At 70.9% G+C, this 26,485-nt stretch carries 24 protein-coding genes; 15 read left to right on the plus strand and 9 right to left on the minus strand.

What is annotated here, in order from left to right; translation table 11 throughout:
- The first annotated feature begins 6 nt into the window (after nucleotides 1–6).
- Nucleotides 7–630, plus strand: coding sequence for a TetR/AcrR family transcriptional regulator (locus ACFQU4_RS31080; protein WP_377499649.1), 624 nt, complete (start codon nucleotides 7–9; stop codon nucleotides 628–630).
- Between the two features lie 6 nt (nucleotides 631–636).
- On the opposite strand, the gene ACFQU4_RS31085 is transcribed toward ACFQU4_RS31080, so the two are convergent.
- Nucleotides 637–1,500 (minus strand): alpha/beta fold hydrolase, encoded by an 864-nt coding sequence (locus ACFQU4_RS31085; RefSeq protein WP_377499651.1) that lies wholly within the window; start codon nucleotides 1,498–1,500, stop codon nucleotides 637–639.
- A 79-nt stretch (nucleotides 1,501–1,579) separates the two neighbouring features.
- On the opposite strand from ACFQU4_RS31085, the gene ACFQU4_RS31090 reads away from it, so the two are divergent.
- From ACFQU4_RS31090 to ACFQU4_RS31100, 3 genes are all read left to right on the plus strand, one after another.
- Nucleotides 1,580–2,737 (plus strand): acyl-CoA dehydrogenase family protein, encoded by a 1,158-nt coding sequence (locus tag ACFQU4_RS31090; RefSeq protein WP_377499653.1) that lies wholly within the window; start codon nucleotides 1,580–1,582, stop codon nucleotides 2,735–2,737.
- A gap of 146 nt (nucleotides 2,738–2,883) precedes the next feature.
- Nucleotides 2,884–4,554 carry an alpha/beta fold hydrolase gene (locus ACFQU4_RS31095; RefSeq protein ID WP_377499655.1) on the plus strand — a complete coding sequence of 557 codons (1,671 nt, stop codon included), beginning with the start codon at nucleotides 2,884–2,886 and terminating at the stop codon, nucleotides 4,552–4,554.
- Nucleotides 4,555–4,622: 68 nt separating this feature from the next.
- Nucleotides 4,623–5,195 carry a hypothetical protein gene (locus ACFQU4_RS31100; RefSeq protein WP_377499657.1) on the plus strand — a complete coding sequence of 191 codons (573 nt, stop codon included), beginning with the start codon at nucleotides 4,623–4,625 and terminating at the stop codon, nucleotides 5,193–5,195.
- 3 nt (nucleotides 5,196–5,198) lie between these two features.
- Here ACFQU4_RS31100 and ACFQU4_RS31105 read toward each other — a convergent pair whose 3' ends face one another.
- Both ACFQU4_RS31105 and ACFQU4_RS31110 read right to left on the minus strand, forming a co-directional pair.
- A complete protein-coding gene (locus ACFQU4_RS31105; protein WP_377499659.1) occupies nucleotides 5,199–5,975 on the minus strand; it encodes a hypothetical protein in 777 nt (258 codons plus the stop codon).
- Complete coding sequence (locus tag ACFQU4_RS31110) at nucleotides 5,972–6,865, minus strand: ATP-binding cassette domain-containing protein (protein WP_377499661.1); 894 nt, start codon at nucleotides 6,863–6,865, stop codon at nucleotides 5,972–5,974. Before ACFQU4_RS31110 ends, ACFQU4_RS31105 begins: the two co-directional genes overlap by 4 nt.
- Nucleotides 6,866–6,978: 113 nt before the next feature.
- Here ACFQU4_RS31110 and ACFQU4_RS31115 point away from each other — a divergent pair, with 113 nt between their 5' ends.
- The 3 genes from ACFQU4_RS31115 to ACFQU4_RS31125 are packed head-to-tail and all read left to right on the plus strand — an operon-like array spanning nucleotide 6,979 to nucleotide 9,569.
- On the plus strand, nucleotides 6,979–7,737 hold the full coding sequence (locus ACFQU4_RS31115) for a 2-phosphosulfolactate phosphatase (RefSeq protein ID WP_377499664.1): 759 nt from the start codon (nucleotides 6,979–6,981) through the stop codon (nucleotides 7,735–7,737).
- A gap of 51 nt (nucleotides 7,738–7,788) precedes the next feature.
- Nucleotides 7,789–8,937: a sensor histidine kinase gene (locus tag ACFQU4_RS31120; RefSeq protein ID WP_377499666.1), complete on the plus strand. Its 1,149-nt coding sequence runs from the start codon at nucleotides 7,789–7,791 to the stop codon at nucleotides 8,935–8,937.
- The gene (locus ACFQU4_RS31125) at nucleotides 8,934–9,569 is read left to right on the plus strand and encodes a response regulator transcription factor (protein WP_377499668.1); all 636 of its coding nucleotides are present in this window, start codon (nucleotides 8,934–8,936) and stop codon (nucleotides 9,567–9,569) included. Before ACFQU4_RS31120 ends, ACFQU4_RS31125 begins: the two co-directional genes overlap by 4 nt.
- A gap of 1 nt (nucleotide 9,570) precedes the next feature.
- Here ACFQU4_RS31125 and ACFQU4_RS31130 read toward each other — a convergent pair whose 3' ends face one another.
- Nucleotides 9,571–10,452 carry an acyltransferase domain-containing protein gene (locus ACFQU4_RS31130; protein WP_377499670.1) on the minus strand — a complete coding sequence of 294 codons (882 nt, stop codon included), beginning with the start codon at nucleotides 10,450–10,452 and terminating at the stop codon, nucleotides 9,571–9,573.
- Nucleotides 10,453–10,644: 192 nt separating this feature from the next.
- Entirely contained in the window at nucleotides 10,645–11,904 is a 1,260-nt protein-coding gene (locus ACFQU4_RS31135; RefSeq protein ID WP_377499672.1) for an LCP family protein, read from the minus strand.
- Between the two features lie 126 nt (nucleotides 11,905–12,030).
- On the opposite strand from ACFQU4_RS31135, the gene ACFQU4_RS31140 reads away from it, so the two are divergent.
- The 7 genes from ACFQU4_RS31140 (at nucleotide 12,031) to ACFQU4_RS31170 (ending at nucleotide 19,861) form a co-directional block, all read left to right on the plus strand.
- On the plus strand, nucleotides 12,031–13,533 hold the full coding sequence (locus ACFQU4_RS31140; protein WP_377499674.1) for an LCP family protein: 1,503 nt from the start codon (nucleotides 12,031–12,033) through the stop codon (nucleotides 13,531–13,533).
- A gap of 63 nt (nucleotides 13,534–13,596) precedes the next feature.
- Nucleotides 13,597–14,634 carry a glycosyltransferase family 2 protein gene (locus ACFQU4_RS31145; protein ID WP_377499702.1) on the plus strand — a complete coding sequence of 346 codons (1,038 nt, stop codon included), beginning with the start codon at nucleotides 13,597–13,599 and terminating at the stop codon, nucleotides 14,632–14,634.
- A 63-nt stretch (nucleotides 14,635–14,697) separates the two neighbouring features.
- Nucleotides 14,698–15,666, plus strand: coding sequence for a 5-dehydro-2-deoxygluconokinase (gene iolC / locus ACFQU4_RS31150; RefSeq protein ID WP_377499676.1), 969 nt, complete (start codon nucleotides 14,698–14,700; stop codon nucleotides 15,664–15,666).
- A gap of 92 nt (nucleotides 15,667–15,758) precedes the next feature.
- Complete coding sequence (gene iolD, locus ACFQU4_RS31155) at nucleotides 15,759–17,630, plus strand: 3D-(3,5/4)-trihydroxycyclohexane-1,2-dione acylhydrolase (decyclizing) (RefSeq protein ID WP_377499678.1); 1,872 nt, start codon at nucleotides 15,759–15,761, stop codon at nucleotides 17,628–17,630.
- 18 nt (nucleotides 17,631–17,648) lie between these two features.
- The gene (locus ACFQU4_RS31160) at nucleotides 17,649–18,572 is read left to right on the plus strand and encodes a sugar phosphate isomerase/epimerase family protein (RefSeq protein WP_377499680.1); all 924 of its coding nucleotides are present in this window, start codon (nucleotides 17,649–17,651) and stop codon (nucleotides 18,570–18,572) included.
- Complete coding sequence (locus ACFQU4_RS31165; protein WP_377499682.1) at nucleotides 18,565–19,587, plus strand: Gfo/Idh/MocA family protein; 1,023 nt, start codon at nucleotides 18,565–18,567, stop codon at nucleotides 19,585–19,587. The genes ACFQU4_RS31160 and ACFQU4_RS31165 overlap by 8 nt, the downstream gene beginning before the upstream one ends.
- A gap of 55 nt (nucleotides 19,588–19,642) precedes the next feature.
- Nucleotides 19,643–19,861: a hypothetical protein gene (locus tag ACFQU4_RS31170; protein WP_377499684.1), complete on the plus strand. Its 219-nt coding sequence runs from the start codon at nucleotides 19,643–19,645 to the stop codon at nucleotides 19,859–19,861.
- Between the two features lie 30 nt (nucleotides 19,862–19,891).
- On the opposite strand, the gene ACFQU4_RS31175 is transcribed toward ACFQU4_RS31170, so the two are convergent.
- Both ACFQU4_RS31175 and ACFQU4_RS31180 read right to left on the minus strand, forming a co-directional pair.
- Entirely contained in the window at nucleotides 19,892–22,486 is a 2,595-nt protein-coding gene (locus tag ACFQU4_RS31175; RefSeq protein WP_377499686.1) for a family 16 glycosylhydrolase, read from the minus strand.
- A 35-nt stretch (nucleotides 22,487–22,521) separates the two neighbouring features.
- Entirely contained in the window at nucleotides 22,522–23,718 is a 1,197-nt protein-coding gene (locus ACFQU4_RS31180) for a family 16 glycosylhydrolase (protein WP_377499688.1), read from the minus strand.
- Nucleotides 23,719–23,839: 121 nt separating this feature from the next.
- Between ACFQU4_RS31180 and ACFQU4_RS31185 the strand changes: the two genes are divergently transcribed.
- Complete coding sequence (locus tag ACFQU4_RS31185; RefSeq protein ID WP_377499690.1) at nucleotides 23,840–24,919, plus strand: mannose-1-phosphate guanylyltransferase; 1,080 nt, start codon at nucleotides 23,840–23,842, stop codon at nucleotides 24,917–24,919.
- On the opposite strand, the gene ACFQU4_RS31190 is transcribed toward ACFQU4_RS31185, so the two are convergent.
- Both ACFQU4_RS31190 and ACFQU4_RS31195 read right to left on the minus strand, forming a co-directional pair.
- The gene (locus tag ACFQU4_RS31190; RefSeq protein ID WP_377499692.1) at nucleotides 24,910–25,317 is read right to left on the minus strand and encodes a VOC family protein; all 408 of its coding nucleotides are present in this window, start codon (nucleotides 25,315–25,317) and stop codon (nucleotides 24,910–24,912) included. The two genes, ACFQU4_RS31185 and ACFQU4_RS31190, sit on opposite strands and share 10 nt — an antisense overlap.
- A 70-nt stretch (nucleotides 25,318–25,387) precedes the next feature.
- Nucleotides 25,388–25,963 carry an AAA family ATPase gene (locus ACFQU4_RS31195; protein WP_377499694.1) on the minus strand — a complete coding sequence of 192 codons (576 nt, stop codon included), beginning with the start codon at nucleotides 25,961–25,963 and terminating at the stop codon, nucleotides 25,388–25,390.
- Between the last annotated feature and the right edge of the window lie 522 nt (nucleotides 25,964–26,485).

Below are 26,485 nucleotides of genomic sequence, written 5' to 3' on the forward strand. Positions count from 1 at the left end.
GCAATCGTGGAGAACGAGACGGGCCGGCGCCGGTACACCTCGCTGCGGCGCGTGTCGCAGGCGCAGCAGACCCGCGCCGAGATCGCGGAGGCCGCGCGCCGGCTGTTCGTGGCTCAGGGCTGGGCGGCGACCACGGTGCGCGACGTCGCGCGGGAAGCTGGCGTCGCCGTCCCCACCGTGTACGCGGCGTACCAGAACAAGGCCGGGCTGGTCTGGGCCCTGGCCGACGCGGCCGACCTGGCCGCGGGCCTTCCGCAGCAGCTCGACGAACTGGAGGCCACCGCTGACCCGCGGCAGCACCTGGCCGCGATGGCCGGTTACGACCGGCGCCTGTTCGAGCGGGCGGGCGACCTGATCGCGCTGATCCGGGACGCCGGCCGCACCGAACCGGACTTCGCCGACTTCTATCTGAAGGGCAGGCGCCGGGTCGGCAAGCACCGCAGGGAGGTCTTCAGGTCCTGGCCCGACGGCACCCTTCGCGCCGGCCTCGACGTGCGCACCGCCGTTGACGTCTACGCCGCGCTGTGCAGCATCGACGTCTTCACGACGCTCCGGGTGGAGCGCTCCTGGTCGGCCGACCGGATCGAGACGTGGTGGGCCGAGGCGCTGCCGCGGGAACTGTTGGCCTGATCCCGGTCAGCCGGCGAGCACCTCGCGGAGCTTGGCGGCGAAGGCGTCGGGCTCACCGGGCGGCATGCCGTACTCGCCGCCACCGAAGCCGCCGTGGTCGCCCGGGAACAGCACGGGCTGCTGGCCGATCCGCTCGGCCACGATCTCTCCGGTACGGCGAGGGAGGGCGGCACCGGTCTTCTCGCCGACCGCCAGCACGATCCGGGTCGGGGAGTCGCGCAGGGCGTCGAAGTCGTGCTCGTGGTAATTGCAGTCGATCATGTTCTGGCCGAGCAGTGCGTCGTTGCGGGTGCCGTCATCCTCGGTCGGCAGGCCGAACTGCGCCGGGTCGACCGGCCACTGCGGGAAGTCGGCCGGGATCTCGCCCTGGTGGCTGACCAGCAGGATGAACTTCGCCATCGCCGGGCCCATCCCGCTCTTCAGGTACGTCTCGTGGATGTCGGTTGCCGCGGCGAGGGCGGCGGCGCGGTCGGGCAGCACCTGGGTCACCGGCGGCTCGTGGGCGACCAGCGTGCGGACCTGCTCCGGATGCCGCGCGACCAGGACCAGCCCGTTCACGGCACCGCCGCTGCTGGCGAAGATGTCCACCGGGCCGCCGCCGAGGACGTCGATCAGCCGGTGCAGGTCGTCGGCGTGCTCGTCCGGCGTGGTCCGGGCGGCGCCGTCGGTGCGCAGGCTCCGGCCGGCGCTGCGCGGGTCGTAGGTGACCACGGTGCGGTCGCCGAAGTGGCCGGCCAGGGTGGTGAACCCGACCGCGTCCATCGGCGAGCCGATCAGCAACAGCGGCGGTTCGGTGCTGTCGCTCTCCCGGATGTCGTAGTGCAGCACGGCACCCGGTACGTCCAGCGTGAAGGATTTCGGTTCGGACATCAGGGGTTCCCTTCCTCGGTTCACCAGGTGATCGACTCGCGATACGCCCGAAACTCATCGGCCGATTACTGTGTCCAGGGTGACCGACTTCAGTGAGATCTACACGCCGACCGAGGAACACGAGGCGTTCCGGGCGGCGGTACGCGAGGTGTGTGACGCCAAGGTCGCTCCGAACGCGGCCGAGGTGGACGAGACGGCGACGTTCCCGCAGGCCGCCTACGACGCGTTGCGGGCCTCCGACTTCCACGCCCCGCACGTGCCGGAGTCCTACGGCGGGGTCGGTGCGGACGCGCTGGCGACGGCCATCGTGATCGAGGAGGTGGCCCGCGCCTGCGCGTCCTCCTCGCTGATCCCGGCCGTCAACAAGCTGGGCACGATGCCGATCCTGTTGTCCGGCAGCGACGAGCTGAAGCAGGCGTACCTGCCGCCGGTGGCGTCGGGCGCGGCGATGTTCTCCTACTGTCTCTCCGAGCCGGAGGCCGGTTCGGACGCGGCGGCGATGAAGACCCGGGCGGTCGCCGACGGTGATCATTACGTGCTGAACGGCGTGAAGCGGTGGATCACCAACGCCGGGGTCTCCGAGTACTACACCGTGTTCGCGGTCACCGATCCCGAGGCACGCAGCCGCGGCATCAGCGCGTTCGTGATCGAGAAGGGCGATCAGGGAGTGTCCTTCGGGGCGCCGGAGAAGAAGCTCGGCATCAAGGGTTCGCCGACCTGCGAGGTCTACCTTGATCAGGTACGGGTCCCGGCCAGCCGCATGATCGGCGAGCCGGGCACCGGCTTCGCCACCGCGATGCGCACCCTTGATCACACCCGGGTCACCATCGCCGCGCAGGCGATCGGGATCGCCCAGGGAGCGCTGGACTTCGCCGCGTCGTACGTGAAGGAGCGATCCCAGTTCGGCAAGGCGATCGCGGACTTCCAGGGCATCCAGTTCATGATCGCCGACATGGGGATGAAGCTGGAGGCGGCGCGGCAACTGACCTACGCGGCGGCCGCGAAGTCGCAGCGCGACGATCCCGACCTGACCTACTTCGGGGCCGCGGCGAAGTGCTTCGCCTCCGACGCTGCGATGGAGATCACCACCGACGCGGTGCAGCTGCTCGGCGGGTACGGCTACACCAAGGACTATCCGGTCGAGCGGATGATGCGCGACGCCAAGATCACCCAGATCTACGAGGGCACCAACCAGGTGCAGCGGATCGTGATGGCGCGGCAGTTGCTCAAGTCCTGAATTGATCAAGGCGGCCCCGGCGTTGCCCATCGCCGGTGGCGTGCCGTGATCGATAGTGTCGGCGGCGACTCCGACACGAAAGCAGGGATATGCCTCGCTGGAAGACCGGTGTGACTGCGGGCCTGGCCACAATCGCGACGCTCTCGATGATCGCGACCCTGGCACCGCCGGCCACGGCTCAGACCACCCTTTCCCCTTATACGGAACAGAAACTCGACTGGGGCGCGTGCGGCTTCCAGGCCGAGGTCCCGGTCGAGTGCGCGCTGATGACCGTGCCGCGCGACTGGGCGGACCCGGCATCCGGGGACGAACTGAAGGTCCAGGTCAGCCGGGTCGTCGCGACCGGTGAGGACGGCAGCCTCGGCATCGTCGTGACCAACCCGGGTGGTCCCGGCGGCCAGGGCACCGACCTGCCGGCCGCGCTGGCGCAACTGCAGCCGGAGCTGAACGCCGGTTACGACCTGGTCGGGATGGATCCCCGCGGCACCGGCCGGCTCGGCTCCTACGAGGAACTGCCGAAGGACATGCTGACCTGCGAGGTCCCGGCCGGCCGGCTGCCGGACGGGCCGCTGGACGCCCGGGATCGTTCCCCCGAGTCGATCGCGGAGAACCAGAAGACGGCCCGCGCCATCGCCGAGGCCTGCCAGAGCCTGGCCGTCACCCCGTACATCACCACCTGGCAGACCGCTCACGATCTTGACCTGCTGCGCTCCCTGTTCGGCGTCGACAAGATCAACTACGTCGGCTACTCGTACGGCAGCTGGCTCGGCGCCAAGTACGCGTCGATGTTCCCCGAGCACGCCGGCCGGATGGTGCTCGACTCCAACGTCGACTGGCAGGGCCGGCTGATGGAGGACTTCGAGGACTTCCCGCGGATGGGGCAGCGCCAGATCGACGACGTGTTCCTGCCCTGGGCGACCCGGATCGCGCCGGAGATCTTCGGCGAGACAGTCGCGGAGGCGCGGGCGGCGGTGGAACGGGGCCGCGAGGTCGCCGCCGAGTACGGCATCGACGGCAACAGCTACGACGGCATGTTCATCGGCAACGGCAGCCAGACCGGCTGGGTGCTCACCCTGCTCGTGATCGGGGCGATGGCCGCCGACGAGGAGGCGCTGGACGGCCTCTCGCTGTCGAAGGAGGACCGCTCCATCCTCGACCGGGTGTCGCGGGACCGGTTCGGGGTGCCGGCGACGAAGCTGACCCGCGCCCTGGTGATCAAGAACAACCTCGGCCAGGACGACTACCTGCCGGCTCCGCTGACCCGGTTCGCGGTCGCCTGCGGTGATCAGCCGACCGAGACGACCGAGTGGTACCAGCGGCTCAGTGATCGTCAGGGTCCGCGGTATCCCTACGGTGGTTGGCAATACGGCCTGAGCGAGGTGTGCGGCCCGTGGACCGATGAGCCGCTGCAGGAGCTGCCGACGCTGCCCCGCGAGGTCCGCGACGACATCCTGGTGGTGCAGGGCGAGTTCGATCCGCAGACCTCGTACGAGCAGGCGATGCAGGCGGTCCGCAAGGCGCCGGGCGTCAACGTGGTCCGGGTGGACGACAGCCCGTTCCACGGCCAGTACGCGATCCAGGGCAACTACTGCGTCGACGGCGTGGTGAACAACTTCCTGATCAACGGCTCGGCGACCGACGAGGCGATCTGTTCTTCGGTGCCGCTGCCGCTGGAGGAGAAGATCCATCCCGTCGAGGGTCCGGTGGACGACTATCTCGATGATCACTCCGACGGGCGCGGCGGTTCGCTGGTCCAGGTGGTCGACAGCGTGCTGGCGCTGCTGCTCGGGGAGCGGATCTCGCGGCTGAACCAGTAGCGCTGAACCAGTAGTCCGGTGGCCGTCCGGCCCGGTAGGGTTCGGCATCGTCCACGGATGACGGGAGAATGACTGTGTTCGACGCGCCGATTCTGCAGATCGCGGCCGCCGGCCTGGGTTTGCTGGGTGTGCTGGCGACTCTGACGGCCTACCTGCTGCCGGGGGTGAGGGCGTTGCGGTCCATCGCCGGAATTCTCTGCATCATCGGCGCCGTCGTGATCATCTTCTTCGTGTTCGACTCCTCGGAGGACGACGCGAGGGGTTACCTGGCCATGGTCGTCCTGCTCTCCGCGTTGATCATCGCGGTCCGCCCGGAGAGCCGGCCGAAGCCGACCGCGGCCGCCCCGGCACCGGCCCCCGTTGCCGCGCCGGCGCCGGCCCGGCCGGCCGCGAGCTCGTACCCGCAACAGGGGTACGGGCAGCAGGCGTACGACCAGCAGCAGGGCTACGACCAGCAGCAGCAGGGCTACGAGCAGCAGGGGTCCGGACCGGCTCCGGCGCAGGCCCAGCCGTCGCCCGCCGCACCGGCCCAGCCCCAGCGCGCGCTGCCGCCCGAACAGCCGCAGCAACCGCACCAGGGGCAGCAGGGGCAGCCGCCGCAGACCCCGCCGTCGCAGGGTTACCCGCAGTCCGGCAGCTGATCCTCAGACGTCCCGGGTGCGGTACCAGTGCAACCCGGCGACGGCGAAGGCGATCAGCCACACCGCGACGGCGGGAATCGCCAGCGGCAGCTGCAGGTAACCGGGCGAGCCGGGGACGGACAGCCCGGCCAGGCTCTCGATCAGGGCGCCGGGCATCCAGCGCGGCACGGTGTCGCCCCAGGCGGTGGGCAGGAACTCGGCGACCAGCACCGGCAGCAGGGAGCCCAGCAGCAAGATCAACACGGTGGGCGTGGTCACCCGCAGCGCCCCGCCGAGGAACACGGCGAGCACGCCCCAGACCGCCAGCTGGGCCGGGATGAACACCAGGATCACCCGGAGCAGGCCGGGCTCGCCGAGCGACAGCGACGGATGCCCGGTCGCGACCAGCACCCCCTGGGTCACCGCGAAGTTGATCAGTGACGTGACGATGCCGATGATCAGGCCGCCGGCGGCGACCAGGATCGCCTTCGCCAGCAGCACCCGGTTCCGGTTCGCGGTCGCGGCGAAGGTGTAGTTGATCATGCCGTTGCGGAACTCGGCGGCGGCGAATCCGGCCGCGAAGAACGCGTAGGCCCAGACCCCGAAGGTGCTGCCGAAGAACAGGATCTCGTAGCGCCCGCCGCCGTCGACGGCCTGGTACTCGGCCAGCACGTCGGCACCGCCGAACGCGGTGACGAGGGCCGTGATCCCGAGCGACAGCCCGACGGTGATCGCCAGCACGGCGCGCAGCGTCCGGGAGTGCCGGACCTTGATCAGTTCGGCGTGCAGGATGGTGATCATCGGCCGGCCTCCGTCAGGGTGTGTTCGTGGGTCAGAGCGAGGAAGGCGTCCTCGAGGCCGCCGGTCCGGGACAGCTCGACCAGCGGAATCCCTTCGGTGAGGGCGATCCGGCCGATCTCGGCGGGGTCGAGCCCGGTCACTGCGAAGGTGTCCGGCCGGTCGGGCCCGATCGTCGCGTACGGGCGCAGGGCCTCGGCCAGCCGGTCGTTGTCGGCCGAGCCGACCCGGACGGTGGCCGAGCCGCCGACCAGTTCGGCCAGCGGCTGGTCGGCCAGCAGCCGGCCCTGGCCGATCACGACCACCCGGTCGGCGAGCAGCTGCACCTCGGTCAGCAGATGGCTGGAGACGATCACCGTTCGGCCCTCGTCGGCAAGCCCGGCCAGCAGCTCGCGCAGCCAGCGCACGCCGGCCGGGTCGAGTCCGTTCACCGGTTCGTCGAGGACCAGGTTCGCCGGGTCGCCGAGCAGCGCGCAGGCCAGCCCGAGCCGCTGCCGCATACCGAGCGAGTAGGCGCCGATCCGCCGCCGGCCATGATCGGCGAGACCGACCAGGTCCAGCACCACCGGGATCCGGGCCGGGTCGAGCGAAGCCGCCGCGGCGAACCAGCGCAGCTGCTGCTCGCCGGTCAGGTGCTCGGGCAGCGTGGTGGCGTCGAGCAGGGCGCCGACGGTCCGGGCCGGGGTGGCCAGGTCGGCGAACCGGGCGCCGTCGATGGTGGCCTGTCCGGTGGTCGGCCGGGTGAGCCCGAGCACCATCCGCAGCGTGGTCGACTTGCCGGCGCCGTTGGGTCCGAGGAAGCCGGTCACCTGGCCGTCCGGCGCGGTGAAGCCGAGGTCCTGCACCGCCCACCGCTCCCCGTACCGCTTGCCGAGTTTCGTGACGTTGATCATGATCACCAGCGTGTCGTCGCGGCCCGGCCGGGCGACAGCACCGGACGGCCCGGCCGATGTTCCGTTCGTCGGTGTGATGCTGCGACTTTCGTACGTCCTCCTAGGGTGGTGTGGTGGACCTTCTGCCCGCGCATCGCCAGTCCGGTCAGCGGATCCGGTTCGACTGGGGTCCGGCCGGCGCGGACGCGATCGTCGCCGGCGCGGACTACGCCGTGGTCGTCGACGTGCTGTCCTTCACCACCACGCTGACCGTCGCCGTCGAACGCGGGATCACCGTGTATCCGTACCGCTGGAAGGACGGGCGTGCCGTCGACTACGCCGCCGAACGGGAGGCCGTGCTCGCCGTCGGACGCCTCGAGCAAGATCAACTCCGGGCCCCGGTCAGCCTGTCCCCGGCGGCGATGGCCTCGGTGTCCGGGATCGAGCGGATCGTGCTGCCGTCACCCAACGGGTCCGCCCTCTCGTTCCGCCTCCGCGACTCGGGCGCGACCGTGATCGGCGCCTGCCTGCGCAACGCTGCGGCGGTCGGGCGCTGGCTGGCGCCGCGGCTGGTCGACGGGGCGACCCTCGCCGTCGTCGCGGCAGGGGAGCGCTGGCCGGACGACACCCTGCGGCCTGCCGTCGAGGACCTGTGGGGTGCCGGTGCCGTGCTGGACGGTTGCCGCGCCGCTGGGCTCGGCGCCGAGGCGAGAGCGGCAGCCGATGCCTACCTGGCGGTCCGGGACCGGCTGCCGGCCGCGCTCGCCGACTGCGCGAGCGGCCGCGAACTCGCCGCGGCCGGATTCGCCGACGATGTGGCGATCGCGGCCCGGACCGGGGCGAGCACCGTGGTCCCGGTGCTGGCCGGCGAGGCCTACCTCCCGGCCGATTGAACCTACTTTCGTACGGTTGTCCCGGCCCGCGCCGTTCCCTAGTGTGAACGAATGATCAAGCGGGTCTACACCCTCGGCCTCGCCGCGCTGACCGTGCTCTCCTCGGTCACGGCGATGTTGATCTTCCCGCAACTCGACCCGCTGACCGGCGCGGTCGGCCTGGCGGTGCAACTGGCCGGGGTCGTGGTGCTCGGCTACCTGCGGCCGCCGTTCGCCGCGCTGGCCCTGCTCGTGGTCACCGTCGCGGCGTCCTGGCTGCCGACCGGCTGGCAGGTCGTGTACGACCACCAGTTGATCGTCTGGATCCCGTTTGCGGCGACGATCGCGAGCAACCGGGTGATCGGAGAGTCGCGGAGCCGGCTGGAGTTGATCTTGGGGCTGGCCCCGCTGCCGCTGTGGTGCCTGGTCACGATCGGCAACGCCGAGCCGTCGCCGACCACGGTGCTGGCCGGCATCGCACCGGTGCTCGGCGGCCTCTGCTTCGCGCTGCTGGGACGGCTCGGCCAGGCCCGTCGGGACCGACTCGCCTCGCTCGAGCAGGAACGCCGCGCGGCCGACCGGGAACGGCTGCTGGCCGACCTGCACGACCTGATCACGCACCGGATCACCCGGGTGGTGCTGCGCTCCCGGCAGCTGGCCGCCACCACCGAGCCGCCGGTCCGGGACGGCCTGACCGAGATCGAACGGACGGCGACGGAGACCCTGACCGCACTGCGCGACTACCTCACGGAGGCCCGGCCGACCGAGCCGACCCCGACCGATCACGGCGCCACCCCGGTGGCCGAACTCCGGGCGGAGCTGGCCGGAATCGTCGCCGGGGAACGGGATCTGGGGCGCCAGGTGACGCTGGCCGAGCTCGACGGTGACGACCACACCATGATCAACTCCGCCGTCCGGAGCTGTCTCGTCCGGGCCGTGCGCGAGGCGCTGACCAACGCCGCCAAGCACGCGGCCGGTGCCGCGGTCGTGATCGAACTCGGCGCCGCCGCGGGCCGGGTCAAGCTCTCGGTGATCAACACGGCTCCGCCGGCGGGCCCGGACGCCGCGTTGCACCGGTCCGGTTCGGGCACCGGGCTGCGCGGCCTGGACAGCCGCTGCCAGCTGCTCGACGGCACTCTGAACGGCGGCCCCGAACCCGATGGCGGGTACGCGGTCCGGGTCGACCTGCCCGCGGCCGCGACGGCGGCGGTGTCCGGATGACCGGGGTGACGGTGATCATCGCCGACGACGACCCGTACGTCCGCGACTACCTGAGTGACGCGCTCGGCCGGGCCGACGGGGTCGAGGTCGCGGGCGTGGCGGCCGACGGCGCCGAGGCGGTCGACCTGGTGATCCGGACCCGTCCCGACGTGGTGCTGATGGACGTCCGGATGCCCGGGGTCGACGGGATCGCGGCCACCCGGGAGCTGGTCGGCCTGGACTCGCCGCCCGCGGTGATCTTGATGACCGCGCTGGACACCGACGAGGCGCTGCTCGGCGGGCTCGCCGCCGGGGCCCGCGGCTACACGATCAAGACCGCGCCGGTGGCGGCGATCGTCGAGTCGCTGCGCGCCGCCGCCTCCGGCACCGACGTGCTCTCCCCGGAGGCGACCCGGCGGCTGGTCGCGCTGGCCGGCGGCCCAAAGCCAGTCGCGTCGCCGCTGCTCGATGATCTTGGTGACCGGGAACGCGAGGTGCTCCGGCTGATCGGCGACGGCGCCTCCAACGCCGCGATCGCCCGCACCCTCTATCTGGCCGAGAGCACCGTCAAGGGCCACGTGTCCCGGCTGATGACCAAGCTGGACTGCCAGAACCGGACCCAGCTCGCCGTCCTCGCGCAGCAGCTGGGCTGAGTCAGGGAAGGACGAGCCAGCCGAACTGGATCCGCCAGTGACCGCCCTCGGTGAGGTGATCAAGGACCGCATGCTCGAGCCGGGTCCGCGGGCGCAGCGCCGCGAGCTCGCCGGGCTCGGGCGTCTCGAAGACCCACCGTACGGTCTGGCGGTCGCCCGGATCCGCGTCGTCGGTGATCATGAACCGGCGGCCGAACCGGACGATGTTGGACTCGGCGGGCAGCCGGTCCGCGAGCTGCGGGTCGAGCAGCCAGGACCGGCAGTGGCCGATGATCGGGCGGTCCCGCGGATACTCGTCGGGGAAGTGCCGGCGGAAGAAGGCGGCGGTCCGGGCCAATGACGCGTCGCACTCGGCCGGATCGAGCGGCCCGCCGATGGGGATGTGGACGCTGAGCCCGGGCTCGTCGGCCGGGTGACCGGCGGCCGCGCCGGCCACCGGGCCGACCGGCTCGCGGCGGTAGTCGAGCCGGCCGAGCCGGAAGATCAGCCCGCGCCAGACGTCGATCACCCAGGCGGGACCGTCCAGCCCGCCGGTGCCGAAGATCCGGCGGTGCCGCTCCAGGTTGAGGCTCAGCGCGTTCAGTGAATGGGCCGAGATCGCGTCCGGCACTCCATGATCACGATGATCGCGGATCACCTCCTCGATCACGGAGAGGCACGCGTAGGCGACGAAGTAGCGGGCCGCGGCACCCCAGTCGGCCGGGGTCTCGGGCACCGTCGGGTGGTGATCATGATCACCGATCGAGGCGCCGATCGCCTCACCCGCCCGGACGATCTCGCGGCGGTGGGCCGGGTCGGTGGGGAAGGTGGCGACGAGTTCCTCGGCCTCGGCGGGCGGCACTCCGAGCCAGTCCAGCCGCGCCGTCAGCCAGTCGGGCGTCACGCGATCGGCCCTCCCGTGATCGGCGCTCGGCGTACCGGAAGGTCAAGGATGATCGGCGGCATGAGCAGGAGCGTGCCTGCCGGCCCGGGATTGCGCAAGGACGGCTGCCCCACCGTGGTCGGATCGACCGGTCACCTCGGCTGCGACACGCCGCGAATACGGCTGCTCTTGTGCCCGGTCGGCGTTCGGTGGTTATTCCTTGTTGGCGTACTTCTCGAGGTTGCTGGTGTCGCCCTTGGCCAGGTCGGAGAACAGGGCCTTGGACTTGTCCTCGTCCCAGATCATGGCCGAGCCGGCGGAGGTGGAGGCGTTCGGGTCGGAGATCGGGACGGTGAGGGTGATGCCGCCGCCGCTGCCGGTGAGGGAGCGCATGGCCATCGCGGCGCCGAAGAGTTCACCGAAGGTGGTGTCCTGGCCGAGGGTGACGGCGTCGGAGCTCGCGGTGAGCAGGGACCAGTAGCGGACCGGGTTGATCACGGTGACCGGCGAGGCGGCCTTCTCGGCGACGGCGCTGATCATCTCGCGCTGCCGATCCATCCGGCCGAGGTCGCCGCGCGGATCCTTGTAACGCATCCGGACGTACGCCAGCGCCGTGGCACCGTCGAACGGCTGGCAGCCCTTCTTCACGTTGAGCTTGCTCTTCTTGTCCTTGAGGTCCTTGGGGACGCACATCTCGATGCCGCCGACGGAGTCGATCACGTTGACGAAGCCGCCGAAGCCGACCTCGAGGTAGCCGTCGATCCGCAGCCCCGTGTTCTGCTCCACGGTCTGCTCCAGCAGCTTCGCGCCGCCCCAGGCGTAGGCCGAGTTGATCTTGTGCTTCTGACTCTTGCCGGGCACCTCGACGAACGAGTCCCGCGGCACCGAGATCAGTGCGGGGCGGCCGACCGGCGGCGTGTACAGGATCATGATCGTGTCGGTCCGCTTCCCGGCCGTGTCGCCGGTGCCGAGCCGCTTCTGCTCCTCCGGGGTCAGACCCTCCCGGGAGTCGGAGCCGACCAGCAGCAGGGCGGTGCCGGGCTGCTCCGGCGGCCGCTCCCCGCCGGGCTCGTTGTCCACCCGGTCGATCCGGTTCCAGGCATAGATCGGGCCGGCGATCAGCCCGCCGATCAACAGCACCACGACCGCGATGACCACCAGGGCCACGATCCGGCCGGTCCGCCGCTTCTTCGGCCGCGCCCCCGGGCCGCCGGGTCCACCGGGACGACCCGGGCCGCCGGGACGACCAGGACCGCCTGGGCCACCGCCGGGCGGCGGGGCCGGCTGCACGGGCCGAGCCGGATAGGGCTGGCCCGGCGGGGGCTGCGCGGGCGCCTGGTACGGCTGCGCCGGCGTCAGCCCGGGGTCCGTCGACTGATCGGCCGGCGACAGCGCACGGGTCTGTTCCGGCTCGGATTCAGGCTTGCGGTCGCGGCCGTACAGCCAGTTGAAGTCGTCTTGGCTAGGCGGCATAACTCGAAAGCGTACCCGTCGATTTCAGGGGTCCGGATCGGCGCGCCTGCGTGCGTTCGAGCCGACAGGAACGAATACTGAACGGCGATCTGCCAATGCGGGCTGACCAGGCAGAAAGGAAGACAGGTGTCGGATACTTCCCCGTTCAGACGCCACGAATCCGGGCCCTCGCCGGACGCGGTGGAGCGCGCCGGTGACCGGATCAAACTCCGCCGCGGACTGACCTACCTCGGCATGACCCTGGTGCTCCCCGGCTCGGCCCAACTCGCCGCCGGGAACAAGCGGGTCGGCCGGTTCGCCCTCCGGGCCTGGGCCGTGCTGTGGGGCCTGATCGCGATCGCGGTGCTGCTGGCCGTGTTCGCCCGCGGCGTGGCGATCACCCTCTTCACGGCCGACCCGGTACTCCGGGTCGTGCAGGTGTTGCTGATCGTCGTCGGCCTCGGCTGGTCGCTGCTGCTGCTGGACGCCTGGCGGCTGTCCCGGCCGCCGGACCTGGCCCGGCGCCATCGGCTCGGCTTCGCGATCGCGCACCTGGTGCTGGTGGTGCTGATCTGCGGTGCGCTGTTCGCCACCGCGGGGATCGTGTCGTCCCAGCGGACGCTGATCGCGGGCGTCTTCGCCGGCGGCGGCCGGACCGAGGCGCAGGCCGGCCGGATCAACGTACTGCTGCTCGGCGGCGACGCCGGCAAGAACCGGACCGGGCTCCGGCCGGACAGCCTGACCGTGGCGAGCATCGACGCCGAGACCGGGCGCACCGTCCTGTTCAGCCTGCCGCGCAACCTCGAGGACGTACCGTTCCCGGAGGGCTCGCCGATGAGGGAGAAGTTCCCGAACGGCTTCGGTTGCCCGGACCACTCCTGCATGCTGAACGCCGTCTACACGTACGCGAGCGACAACAAGGAGCTCTACCCGGGCGTCAAGGATCCCGGCGTCCAGGCCACCAAGGAGGCGGTCGAGGGTGCCACCGGGCTGAAGATCAACTACTACGCGATGGTCGACCTGAAGGGCTTCGAGGCGCTGATCGACGCGGTCGGCGGGATCACCCTGGACGTGAACAAGCGGGTGCCGATCGGCGGCGGCTCGTCCCGGATCTTCGGCTGGATCGAGCCCGGCGACAACGTCAAGATGGACGGCTACCACGCGCTCTGGTTCGCCCGGTCCCGCGAAGGGTCGTCGGACTACGAGCGGATGGCCCGGCAGAAGTGTGTGATGAACGCGATGCTGAACCAGCTGGAGCCGCTGACCGTCCTGTCGAAGTTCAACGAGATCGCCAAGGCGGGTGAGGAGATCGTCGAGTCGGACGTGCCCGCTTCCGAGATCGACAAGCTGCTCGGCCTGGCCCTGAAGACGAAGGAACAGAAGGTCGCCAGCGTCGCCTTCGTCCCGCCGCTGATCCACTCCGGCAATCCTGACTTCGGCGTGATCCGGGGTACGGTCGCGAACAAGATCGCCGTCGCGGAGAACGCGGACCTGCCCAAGGATCAGCGGACCCCGCCGCCGCCCGTCGTGCCGGACCGGCCGAAGCCGTCGCCGACCAAGAAGTCCGAGCAGAAGTCGGACAACGACAGCGACAGCAAGAAGCCGAAGCCGGCCACCGATGATCTTGGCGAGATCTGCTCGACCAACTGACCTCCGGCACGTCCGTTCGGCCGGCCCGCGAACTTTGGGCAGAATGGGCGGGTGACTTCAGCCATGCCGTCCCCGGAAACCGTGGACCAAGATCATCCCGGGGTCAGCGTCGTGATGCCCGTACTCAACGAGGAGCGCTACCTGGCTGCCTCGGTCGGACGGGTGCTGCAGCAGGTCTACTCCGGTGAGCTCGAGGTGATCCTGTCGGTCGCGCCGAGCCAGGACCGGACCGCGGAGATCGCGGCCGAGCTGGCCGCGGCCGACGATCGCGTACGGGTCGTGGACAACCCGGCCGGCAAGACGCCCGCCGCCCTCAACGTCGGCATCGCCGCCGCACAGTACGAGATCGTGGTCCGGGTGGACGGCCACGGCGAACTGACCGACCACTACATCGCCCGCGCGGTCGAGGTGCTCCGCCGGACCGGAGCGGCGAACGTCGGCGGCGTGATGGACGCCGTCGGCGAGACGCCGTTCGAGCGGGCGGTCGCGTACGGCTACAACAGCCCGCTCGGCCTCGGCGGCTCGACCTTCCACCTGGAGAACTCGCCGGAGGGCCCCGCCGACACCGTCTATCTCGGCGTGTTCCAGAAGGCCGACCTGCTGGCCGTCGGGGGGTTCGACGAGTCGATGCACCGGGCCCAGGACTGGGAACTGAACTACCGGCTGCGCAAGAGCGGCCGGGCCATCTGGTTCTCGCCCGAGCTCAAGGTGACCTACCGGCCGCGGTCCAGCCTGGCCGCCCTGGCCCGGCAGTTCTACGACACCGGCAAGTGGCGCCGCGAGGTGTGCCGGCGCTACCCGGAGACGGCGTCCCGCCGCTATCTCGCGCCGCCGACCGCGGTGGCCGGGATCGCCGGCGGCAGCCTGCTCGGGCTGCTCGGCCTGATCACGCCGGCCGGCTGGCTGAAGCTCGGCTTCCTGGCGCCGATCGGCTACCTGCTGCTGGTGATCGGCGGTGCGCTGGCCGCGCCGAAGACGCTCGATCCGGCCGCCCGGGCCCGGCTGCCGCTGGTGCTCGCGGTGATGCATCTGTGCTGGGGCGCCGGGTTCATCGTCGGGCTCCGTACGCCGCCGTCCGAAATGTCAGGACAAAAGCGTTGACACGCTGATCCGCGCTGCATAGCGTCGGACCGCGCCGCCCCGTCACGCCGTGAGGAGAGTTCGTTGAAGCGTTCGGTGGACGAGGTGCTCACCTTCGGCCGGAGCGGGGTCGACATCTACCCGCACCAGATCGGGGTCGGGCTGGAAGAGGTCCGGACCTTCGGCAAATTCCTCGGCGGGACCACGGCCAACGTCGCGGTGGCCGCGGCCCGGCTGGGCCGGGAGTCGGCGATCATCACCGGGGTCGGCGACGACCCGTTCGGGCGCTACGTCCGGCAGGAGCTGCGCCGGCTCGGGGTGGACGACCGGCACGTGGTCACCAACGCGGAGTATCCGACGCCGGTGACGTTCTGCGAGATCTTCCCGCCGGACGACTTCCCGCTCTGGTTCTACCGGCGGCCGACGGCACCCGACCTGCAGGTCCGGCCGGACGATCTCGATCTTGACGCGGTACGGGCCGCGGGCGTCATGTGGCTGTCGGTGACCGGGCTCAGTGAGCAGCCCAGCCGGGACGCGCACTTTGCCGTCCTCGAGGCCCGCGAGCGCCGGCCGATCACCGTGCTCGACCTGGACTACCGGCCGATGTTCTGGGACTCGCCGGAAGCTGCCCGGGAACAGATCGCCAAGGCACTGCCGTCGCTGACCGTGGCCGTCGGCAACGCGGAGGAGTGCGAGGTCGCGGTCGGCGAGTCCGACCCGGACGCCGCCGCCGATGCGCTGCTGGACGCCGGCGTCGAGCTGGCGATCGTCAAGCAGGGGCCGCGCGGGGTGCTGGCCAAGACCCGGACCGAACGGGTCGTCTCGCCGCCGATCATGATCACGCCGCTGAACGGGCTCGGGGCCGGCGATGGCTTCGGCGGCTCACTCGCCCACGGGCTGCTGGCCGGCTGGCCGCTGGAGCGGGTGTTGCAGCGGGCCAATGCCGCCGGGGCGATCGTCGCGTCCCGGCTGGAGTGTTCGACGGCGATGCCGACGGCGGCCGAGATCGACACCCTGCTCGACGGCGGGGATCCCAACGCAGGGAGGGAATGATCATGGACCAAGAGAGCAGTGCTGGTCCGTTCGCGGAGCGGTCGGGGGATCTCAAGGGGGTCGCCCCCCTTGACTCGACAACGCGCTTGACCGTGGCCCAGGCCTTGGTCCGGTTTCTGGCCGCGCAGTACCTGGAGGACGACGGGGTCGAGGAACGCCTGATCGCCGGCTGCTTCGGCATCTTCGGCCACGGCAACGTGGCCGGGCTCGGCCAGGCGCTGCTGGAGTCCGAGCTGACCGACCCGTCGCTGCTGCCGTACGTGCTGGGCCGGAACGAACAGGCCATGGTGCACAGCGCGGTGGCGTACGCGCGGATGAAGAACCGTCGGCAGGCCTGGGCGGTCACCACCAGCATCGGCCCGGGTGCCACGAACATGATCACCGGCGCCGCGCTGGCCACGATCAACCGGCTGCCGGTGCTGTTGCTGCCGGCCGACTCCTTTGCGACCAGGGCCGCGTCGCCGCTGCTGCAGGAACTCGAGCAGCCCGGGTCGGGCGACGTCAGCGTCAACGACGCCTTCCGCCCGGTGTCGAAGTACTTCGACCGGATCTGGCGGCCGGAACAACTGCCGTCGGCCCTGCTGAACGCGATGCGGGTGCTGACCGACCCGGTCGAGACCGGCGCCGTCACGCTGTGCCTGCCGCAGGACGTGCAGGCCGAGGCGCACGACTGGCCGGACGAGCTGTTCGAGCGGCGGGTCTGGCACCTGCGCCGGCCGGCTCCCGAGTCGGCCCGGATCGAGGCCGCGGCCAAGATCATCGCGGCGGCCGAGCGGCCGGTGATCGTCGCCGGCGGCGGCGTGATCTACTCCGGCGCGACCGAGGCGCTCGCCGAGTTCTGCGCGGCGACCGGGATCCCGGCCGGGCAAACCCAAGCAGGCAAGGGAAGTCTGGTCTTCGACCACCCGCAGAGCTTGGGTGCGATCGGCGCCACCGGCACCACGGCGGCCAACGCGCTCGTCCGGGACGCCGACGTGGTGATCGGCATCGGCACCCGCTACTCCGACTTCACCACCGCCAGCCGGACCGCCTTCGCGAACCCGGACGTGAGGTTCGTCAATCTCAACGTCGCGCCGCTGGACGCGATCAAGCACGCCGGCCTGGACGTGATCGGCGACGCCCGGGAATCCCTGCTGGCGTTGACGTCCCGGCTGTCCGGCTACCGCGTTCCGGAGGCGTACGCGAGCTCGGTCACCGACCTCGCCGCCGCGTGGGAGGAGACCGTCTCCGCCGCCTACGACGCGGGTCCGGGGGAGGGCGGCCGGTTCCACCAGAGCGCCGTGATCGGCCTGGTCAACGAGTTGTCGGCACCGCGCGACGTGCTGGTCTGCGCGGCCGGCTCGATGCCCGGCGAACTGCACAAGCTGTGGCGGACCCGGGACCCGAAGGGCTACCACGTCGAGTACGGCTACTCCTGCATGGGCTACGAGATCCCGGGCGGCATCGGCGTCCGGATGGCCTGCCCGGACCGGGACGTGTTCGTCATGATCGGCGACGGGTCCTATCTGATGATGCCGGGCGAGCTGGTCACCGCGGTCCAGGAGAACCTCAAGCTGATCGTGATCTTGGTGCAGAACCACGGCTTCGCCTCGATCGGGGCGCTGTCGGAGTCGGTCGGCTCGCAGCGGTTCGGCACCCGGTACCGGCAGCGGACCGCCTCCGGCCGGCTGGACGGCGACCTACTCGGTGTCGATCTTGCCGCGAACGCCGCCAGCCTCGGCGTGCCGGTGATCAAGGCCACCGATCGGGACGAGTTGATCAACGCGATCCGGACCGCGCAACGATCATCGTCCAGCACAGTGATCCACGTCGAGACCGACCCGCTGCTCGGCGCGCCGGACTCGGACTCCTGGTGGGACGTACCGGTCAGCGAGGTGTCCGCCCTGGACAGCACCGCGGCCGCGTACGACGTGTACCAGAAGGAGAAGGGGAACCAGCGGCCCTATCTGCGGCCGACTCAGTAGAACGTCAGGAGGGGAAGAGTGTCGTCGAAGATCATCATCGGCTCGGCGCCGGATTCGTGGGGCGTCTGGTTCGCCGATGACCCGGAGCAGACCCCGGCGGAGCGGTTCTTCACCGAGGTCGCGGCCGCCGGCTACGAATGGATCGAGCTCGGGCCGTACGGCTATCTGCCGAGCGACCCGGCCGAGCTCCGCGATCAACTCGACCGGCACGGGCTGAAGGTCTCGGCCGGCACGGTGTTCGAGCACCTGCACCGGCCGGACAGCTGGGACGACGTCTGGAAGCAGGTCTCCGATGTGGCCGCCCTGACCAAGGCGGTCGGCGGCGAGCACCTGGTGGTGATCCCCGACCCGTGGCGTGATCACAAGACCGGCCAGCCGCTGGAGAACCGCGAGCTGACCGCCGACCAGTGGCAGGCGATGACCTCGCAGCTGGACGAGCTGGGCCGCCGGATCGACGACGAGTACGGGCTGCGGCTGCAGTTCCATCCGCACGCGGACAGCCATGTCGGCTACCAGCCGGACATCGAGCGGCTGCTCGAGTCGACCGATCCGCGCTGGGTGAACCTTTGCCTGGACACCGGTCACGTCTCCTACTACGGCGGCGACAACCTGGAGTTGATCAAGAAGTTCCCGGACCGGATCGGCTACCTGCACCTGAAGCAGGTCGATCCCGACGTGGTCGCGGCGGTGGAGGCGGAGGACCTGTCGTTCCCGGAGGCGGTCAAGCGCGGCGTCATGATCGAACCGCCGCAGGGCCTGCCGCCGATGGGCCCGATCCTGGACGCCGTGGCCGAGCTCGGCCGTGACCTGTACGCGATCGTCGAGCAGGACCTCTATCCGTGCGATCCCGACGTCCCGTTGCCGATCGCGCGGCGCACCCACACCTATCTGCGCAGCTGCAGCGGCGCCCCGGTCGAGATCGGCGTCCAGCAGGATGTCTGACCAGCAAGGGGAGTTGCGCCTCGCGGTGCTCGGCGTCGGCATGATGGGCGCCTTCCACGCGGACCGGCTGAGCCGGGTGGTCCGGGGGGCCCGGGTCAGCGTGATCAACGACGCCCGGGCCGACCAGGCCGCGCTGATCGCCGGTCAGATCCCGGGTGCCCGGGTCGAGCCCGACCCGCGGGCCGCGATCGAGGCCGACGACGTGGACGCGGTGGTGATCGCCAGCCCGGGCCGGTTCCACGCCGAGCAGGTCGCGGCCTGCCTCGACCGGGGGATCCCGGTGCTCGCCGAGAAGCCGCTGACCACGGACGCCGAGTCCGCGTACCGGATCGTGCAGCGGGAGGCAGCGCTGCCGAACCCGCTGATCCAGGTCGGCTTCATGCGCCGCTTCGACACCGAGTACGCCCAGCTGCGGACCATGATCGAATCCGGCCGGGTCGGCGTGCCGCTGCTGCTGCACTGCGTGCACCGCAATCCGGCCGCGCGGCCCGAGTTCGACTCGTCGATGATGATCACCGATTCGGTGGTGCACGAGGTCGACGTGGTCCGGTTCCTGTTCGGCGAGGAGATCGCGACGGTCCAGGTGATCAAGCCGACGCCGACGCCCGGCACCCCGGACGGCCAGTCGGACCCGATGCTGGTCCTGCTGACCACCGAGGGCGGCAAGGTCGCGACGGTGGAGATCTTCGCCCGGTCCGGCGCCGGCTACCAGGTCCGGACCGAGCTGGTCGGCTCCGCCGGCAGCGCCCTGGTCGGACTGGACCGCGGCCTGATCGCGACCGAGCGGTCCGCCGCCGGGGTGGCCCGGTCGGAGGCGATCGCGCCGACCTTCATCGAGCGGTTCGCGACGGCGTACACGACGGAGCTGCAGCGGTTCGTGGACGCCGCCCGGACCGGCGGGATCGACGGCCCGGGCGCCTGGGACGGCTATGCGGCCGCCGCGGTGTGCGAGGCCGGCGTCGCCGCCGTACGGACCTCGGAGCCGGTTCCGGTCTCGCTGCAGCCCCGTCCCTGACCACGGCCGCGGCGCGAGTGATGCCGTTCCGGCCCGGAGGCCGTACGGTTCGGAGATGAGGTTTCATCTGTACGAGCGGACCAGCGAAGACACCGACACGCCCTCCGGCACCGACCTGGGCAGCTACGCCAGCCTGGACGAGGCGAAGGAGACCACCCCGCCGCGCCGCTGGATCGCGCGGCGCGGCGCCAACGGGCGGCGGGTCTGGCTGGGTCTTCCGACCGCTGGTGCCCAGTGGTACGACCAGGTCCGGGAGCGCCCGGACGCCCGTTGAGTCCGGTCCGCCCGTTGAGTCCGGTCATGATCAGGTGACCGGAATGAACTTCACGGTGTTGGTGCGCAGGTAGCTCCGGCCGGCCGCGTTGGCGATGCTGACGAAGCCGTCCGTGCCGGCGGCGAAGTCGAACCGGCCGAGGCGCTCCCAGCCGCCGCTGCCGGCCGTCTGGTCGAACTCCAGCGCGGTCGTCCCGTCGGCGTGCGTGACGGTGAACCGGGCCGCCGGCGTGCTGTTGCCGGCGACCCGCGGCACCCAGGCGTACACCTCGTAGGTCCCCGCCTCGAGCGTCGGCCGCCACTCGGCGGTCGCCGTCGCGACGTTGGACGTCCTGGTCTTCGAACGGAGCCAGCCGGCCACGCTGGACGCCGTCCAGGTGCCCTGCTCGGTGTAGCCCTCGTCGGTCACGCCGATGATCGTCATCGGCAGCGGCCGCACGCTGACCGTGGCCGCGGCGGACTCGTGGCCGCTGAGGTCGACGGCGCGCACCTCCAGCTGATGGTCGGTGCCGTTGGCGAGGTTGTCGATCTTGAAGCCGAGCCGGGTGAAGTCCGGATCGGCCGGATGCCCGACCGGCTCGTCGGTGACCCGGCGGCCGTCGGCATAGACGTGGTAGCCGAGCAGATCGACCTCCGTGTTCTGCGTCCAGTAGAGGATCGCGCTCTCGTTCGCCGCCTCACCGGTCAGCCCGGTCGGCGCCGCGGGCGCGACCGTGTCGGCGGGCGTCCGTACGTACGCCTCGGTGGCGGGCGCCGACTCGCGGCCGGCGCTGTCGACCGCGGTCACGGTCAGCTGATGCCGCTGGCCGGGCCGGAACCCGTGCAGCCGGAACGACTCCCGCCGGATCGGCTGCCAGGTGACGCGCTGGCCGTCCAGGTAGACGTGATAGCCGGCCGGCTTCGGCCCGACGCCCTCTCGCCAGGTCCAGGTCACCGCCGCGTCGCCGGTCGACGGGGTGCTCGCGACCGTTCCGTGGACCCGGGTCGGCGGGCGGACGTCACCGGCCGGTACGGGGACGAACTTGACCGCGTCGGCCCGGAGCAGGCCGGTGACGCCGGTGTCCTTGCCGAGCTCGACCCAGCCCGCCGTGCCGGCCCCGAACTCGTACGTGCCGAGGCTGGTCCAGCGGTCGGTGACGCCGTCGGACTCCACCACGGCACGGCCGCCGGCGTGGTTGACGGTGAACCGGGCGCCGGTCGTGTTCTCCGGGTGCCCCGGCGTCCAGGCGTAGACGGCGTACCGGCCGCCCTGGGCCAGCTCCGGGGTCCACCGGGCGGTCGCGCTGGAGGCGCTGGCGTACCGGGTGGCGGTGCCGCGCCAGCCGGTCAGCGTCGCGGAGCCGGCCCAGCTGCCGGTCTCGGTGTAGCCGGGCCCGGCGTCGTCCACCACGACCGTCGGGGTGAAGCGGACCGCGTCGGCGCGGAGCGTGCCCTGCCCGGACGGGTCACCGGCGACCTTGACGCCCTGCCCGGCGTCCGGCGTGAACGCGTACGCGCCGAGACTGACCCAGCGCTGGCCCGCGGTGACCTGGTTGACGACGGCCTCGGTACGGCCGCCGGCGTGCTCGATCGTGTACCGGGCGGCCGTGTGGCCGGTCTTGAGGAAGCTCGGGTTCCACACCGACACCTCGTAGGTCCCGGCCGCCCGCAGCTTCGGCGTCCAGGCCGCGGTCGCCGACGGATCGGCGGCCCGCCGGGTCTGCCGGTCCTGGAAGCCGAACGCCTCGTCGGTGGTCGCCCAGCCGCCGGTCTCGGCGTAGCCGGAGTCGCCGTTGTCGACGTACACGCTGTCCGGGGTGGAACCGTTGCCGTCGTCGGTCGGCGCGAAGTAGCGGAAGTATTCCCAGCTGGTGACGCCCGGCAGGTCGGACTCGTCCACCGGCGCGGTGTAGCCGAGCGTGGTCAGCCAGATGCTCTGCAGCCCGTGCGGCCCGGCGTACGGCTGGGTCCGGGCCAGCACCCCGTCGACGTAGAACCGGATCTCGTTCGGCAGCCACTCGAAGCCGTACGTGTGGTAGCCGTCGGAGCTGTCCGGCCCCTCGTAGATGCCGCCCTGGTTGCCGACGTGGCTGGGCGTGAACCAGTGCGAGTGGTGCTGGATCCGGGTCGGGGCGTGCGAGTCGATCTCGAACCCGTCGATCTCGTTGACCCGGTTGTTCGGGCCCTTGTAGTCCGGCGTGTCCGGCATCGCGTCGGACAGGCCGGTGGTCCAGAGCGCGGAGTGGAAGCCCTGCTCGCCCCAGAGCTCGGCCCGGGTCTCGTAGTAGCCGTACCCGAAGCCGAGCTTGCTGATCACTCCGCCGCAGGTGTAGTCCATCCCGTTCCGCGCCTCGCGCTTCAACGCGATCTTGAGCGAGCCGTCGGACACCGAGACGTTGTCGGGGGAGTTCGAGCAGATCGCCTTCTCGCTCTCCCGGTAGTACCAGTCGTCGGTCTCGAGCGTGCTGCCCTCGAACTCGTCGGACCAGGCGAGCCGGTAGCCCGGTAACGGTGCCGTGGCCTTCCCTGGTTGGGCTCTGGCCGTTTCCGTCGGTACGGCGAGCAGGGTGGCGACCATGATCATCGCGGCGATGATCAAGGTGGTGACGATCATGGTCGGACGGGTCCGGCGGGCACTGCTGATCATGGGGCAACCTTCCACGGTACGGAGAGCGGGGTTGATCACTGGCGGACGAGCTTGACCGCGTCGGCACGGATGCAGCCGGAGCCGGTCCGGTCGATGCCGATCGTGTAGGCGTGGCCGCCGGTCAGGGCCACGCTGCCGCCGATCGGCAGCCACGCGTTGCCCGCGACGCTGAGGTCGACGGAGGTCGCGGCGAGGGTCGTACCGCCGTCGCGGAGGGCCACCGGCGCGTCGGGCTGGCCACCGTCGGCGCCGACCCGGTGGAAGTACGCCCGGTAGTTTCCGGACACCGGCGGCGTGACGGTCCACCGCGCGGTGGCCGCGGACGCGCAGTTGTACCGGTTGGTCTGGCGGGCGAACGACGGCAGCGAGGAGGCAGCCCAGCCGGTGCCGGTCTCGGCGTAGCCGCCGGCCGGGTCGTCGTTGTCGCCGTAGGCGTCCCGCTGGTAGTACCTGGCGTAGTCGAACTGGACCTTGCCCGGCAGCGCGGACACGTCGACACCGGGGCTGTTGTTGAGATCGACGGCGATCGTGCTGAGCCAGAGGTTCAGATAGTCGTGCGCGTACTCGCTCTGTGGGTAGCTCGGCAGCCACTTGTCGTAGAGCACGCCGTCCACGTAGATCCGTACGCCGGCCTCGGTCCACTCGAACCCATAGACGTGCCAGGCCGCCGACGTGTCGAAGCCGAGGTCATCCCGGAATCCGCTGCTGAGCCGGACGCCCTGATCCCAGCCGATGATGTTGTGCGAGATCTCCGACGGCACGTGCGAGTCGATCTCGAACCCGTCGATCTCGGTCCGGGCTCCGGTGCCGCCGGCCTGCGCGGCCCAGAACGCGGAGTGCCAGCCGCTGCCGACGTTCGTCCGCGCGCGGGTCTCGTAGTAGCCGTACCGCAGCCGGGCCTTGCTGATCAAGCCGCCACCGGTGAAGCGGTCGCCGGCGTCGACGGGTTTGTCGCAGGCCGATCCGGCACGGTTCGCCGGGCACAGCGTGATCGTCATCGCTCCGCCGCCGACCGCGACGTTCTCGGCCCGCTGCTGGCTCCAGGCCTGCCACGGGGAATCGGTCCGGTAACTCCACTTCGCCGTGTCCACGGTGGTCCCGTCGAACTCGTCCGACCAGCGGAGTTGATAACCGGTGGGTGCCGCGGCGGCGGGCCGCGGGGTGGCGATCGTGCCGGATGCGACGGCCAGGACCAGGATCAGTGCCGCCGTGGCGAAAGTACGAAACCTCATGATGACCTCCTCGTCACCCTTCAAGAATCAGGCCTTATCCCTGTCATGTGAATAGCAATCCCATATTATGACTCTGCAATTTCGATACAAGTGGTCCGGATTGGGTGGCTAGGCTGTCCCGATGCGTTACGCGGTGATCATGGCCGGCGGATCCGGAACGCGGCTGTGGCCGCTGTCGCGCAAGGGGATGCCGAAACAACTGCTGCCCCTCGTCGACGGCAAGAGCACCCTGCGGCTGGCGTACGAGCGGCTGGCCGGAGTGGTGCCGGACGACCGGATCCTGGTCTGCACCGGAGCCGCGCACACGGACCTGGTCGCCGCCGACCTGCCCGAGCTGGACCCGGCCAACCTGCTCGGCGAACCGGAGGGCCGGGACTCGCTGAACGCGATCGCCTGGCCGGCCGCGATCCTCGCCGAACGGGACCCGGACGCGGTGATGACCGTGCTCAGCTCCGACCATCTGATCTCGCCCGTCGACCGCTTCGCGGACGCCCTGCGGGACGGCTTCGCGGCGGCCGAGGCGGACCCGGCGGCGCTGGTCACCTTCGGCGTGGTGCCGACCTCGCCGCACACCGGGCTCGGCTATCTCGAGCGGGGGTCGGAGGTCTCCGGGCAGGCGGGGGTGTGCCGGGTCGAGGCCTTCGTCGAGAAGCCGGACCGGGAGACCGCGGAGGGCTATCTCGCGTCCGGCCGCTACTGGTGGAACTCGGGCATGTTCGTCTGGCGGGCCCAGACCTTCCTTGATCAACTCCGGCAGCTGCTGCCGGACACCCATGCGCAGGTACGCGAGCTGGCCGCGCACCCGGACCGGCTGTCCGATCTCTATCCGAAGCTGACCAAGATCAGCGTCGACTACGCGATCATGGAACCGGTGTCGCAGGGCCGCGCCACCGGCCACGTGCTCGCGGTCGGCCTGCCGATCGACTGGCAGGACATCGGCGGCTTCGCCGCCCTGGCCGAACTGCTGCCGCACGACGACGGCGGCAACGCCACCGAGGGCCCCAGCGTGCTGCACCAGTCCAAGGACAACCTGGTGATCAACAAGAGTGGCGACGGGCGGCTGATCGCGATGGTCGGCATGTCCGGGACGGTCGTCGTCCAGACCCCGGAGATCACGCTGGTCTGCCCGCTCGCCGAGGCCGGCCGGGTGAAGGAGCTCGTCGCCGAGGTCGCGGCGCGGCTCGGCACCGACTACGCCTGACCCGGGTCGACGCCGGTCACCCGTCCTGCCTCATCGGTCCGGTAGCGGCCCTTGCTCAGGTCGACCAAGATCAACTCGTTGCCGAACGGGTCCGCGACCACGGCGACCCGGCCGACCGGGATGTCCGCCGGCTCGCTGACCATCCGGCCGCCGGCGGCGATGATCAGCTCGGCCGCCGCGTCGGCGGACTCGACCAGCCAGTTGGGTGCATAGGACAGCCCGGTGCTCAGCACCAGCTCCGTCTCCGAGCCCGGACAGCGCAGCCCGGCCTGGCCGAGCTCGTCGTTGCGCCAGAGGAGTTCGTGGCCCAGCCGGTCGACGTAGCAGGCCAGGCCCGCATCGAGGTCCGGCACCGGCACCGTGACCGCGTCCACCAGCCGCAGCAGGGGCTGATCCATCGGGCCAGACTAACCGCGGCCGGTGACAACGAAGCAGCGCCGATGGGGGATCCCTGGGCCTTGCGCAGGATCAGCCGATCCTCGACGCATCCGCCCGGTTGCCTTGCAGAGAGTCGATCCCGGTATCCAGCACGGTGCGAAGCTCGTCGGCGACCGCCGCCACCGAGACCGGGCCCGTCGTATCGACCCGGATCAGCGGGCCCAGCCCCATCGGCTCCATCTGCTCGGCCAACTCCCACCAGCCGTCCCTGGACTCGGGCCCCTGCGGGTGCACCCGGTGCCGGGCTCGGGCCAGATAGCGCTCCCAGGCGAGGTCGGCGGGCACGTCGCACCAGACCTCGACGAACTGGTCGACTCCGGCGATCTCCAAGCCGCGCTCGAAGTGCCCGCGGTCCCGGGTCGGGTTGGCGACCGTCTCGACCAGCACCAGGCCCGCGACCTCGGCCGCCAGCAGCCAGATGGTCTCGCCGGTCACGGCCCCGAGCCGCCGGGTGGGCAGGGTGTCGACCCCCACGGCATCCGCCAGCGCCTCCTTGATCCGGTCCTTGCTCAGCCAGGTGGCACCGATCTCGGGCGCGAGCTCCCGGGCGAGCGTGCTCTTCCCGGCGCCGGGATACCCGTTGATCAACACCAGCTGCGTCGCCATGCCGACAACGTATCCGGGCCGGTCACCTCCGCGGGCCGTCACCCTTTCGGTCGCAGGAGAAATCGAAGCGGCACGAAGGTTCGACGCTGGTGCGCGGCGATCACCTCGATCGCTCGACCGTGGAGAGATGTCGTGGGACCGGGCTCTTGATCGCGAGTGACACAAATCTGCAGCGCAACGACCCCGTGAAGCCCTGAAACCGATTGCGGCACGCGTTGCGTTGCAGATCTGTGCCACACGGACCGAGCTCGAACGCCTCGCGTTGGGCGATGAGGTCGTGAGCGTCTCAGGCGTCCCTCCCTTCGCCCCGGGCTCGGCTCGGTCGTAGCCCCACCCGTCGGACTCGGCCAGGGTCGACGTTCACCGGCTCGCCCCCACAACCCCTCCTCCTAACACCGCTCGTCCCCCACACTGCGCGTCCCCCACACTGCGCGTCCCCCACACTGCGCGTCCCCCACACTGCGCGTCCCCCACACTGCGCGTCCCCCACACTGCGCGTCCCCCACACTGCGCGTCCCCCAC

Source organism: Microlunatus sp. GCM10028923 (assembly GCF_042666975.1).
In the GTDB taxonomy this organism is placed as follows: domain Bacteria; phylum Actinomycetota; class Actinomycetes; order Propionibacteriales; family Propionibacteriaceae; genus Microlunatus.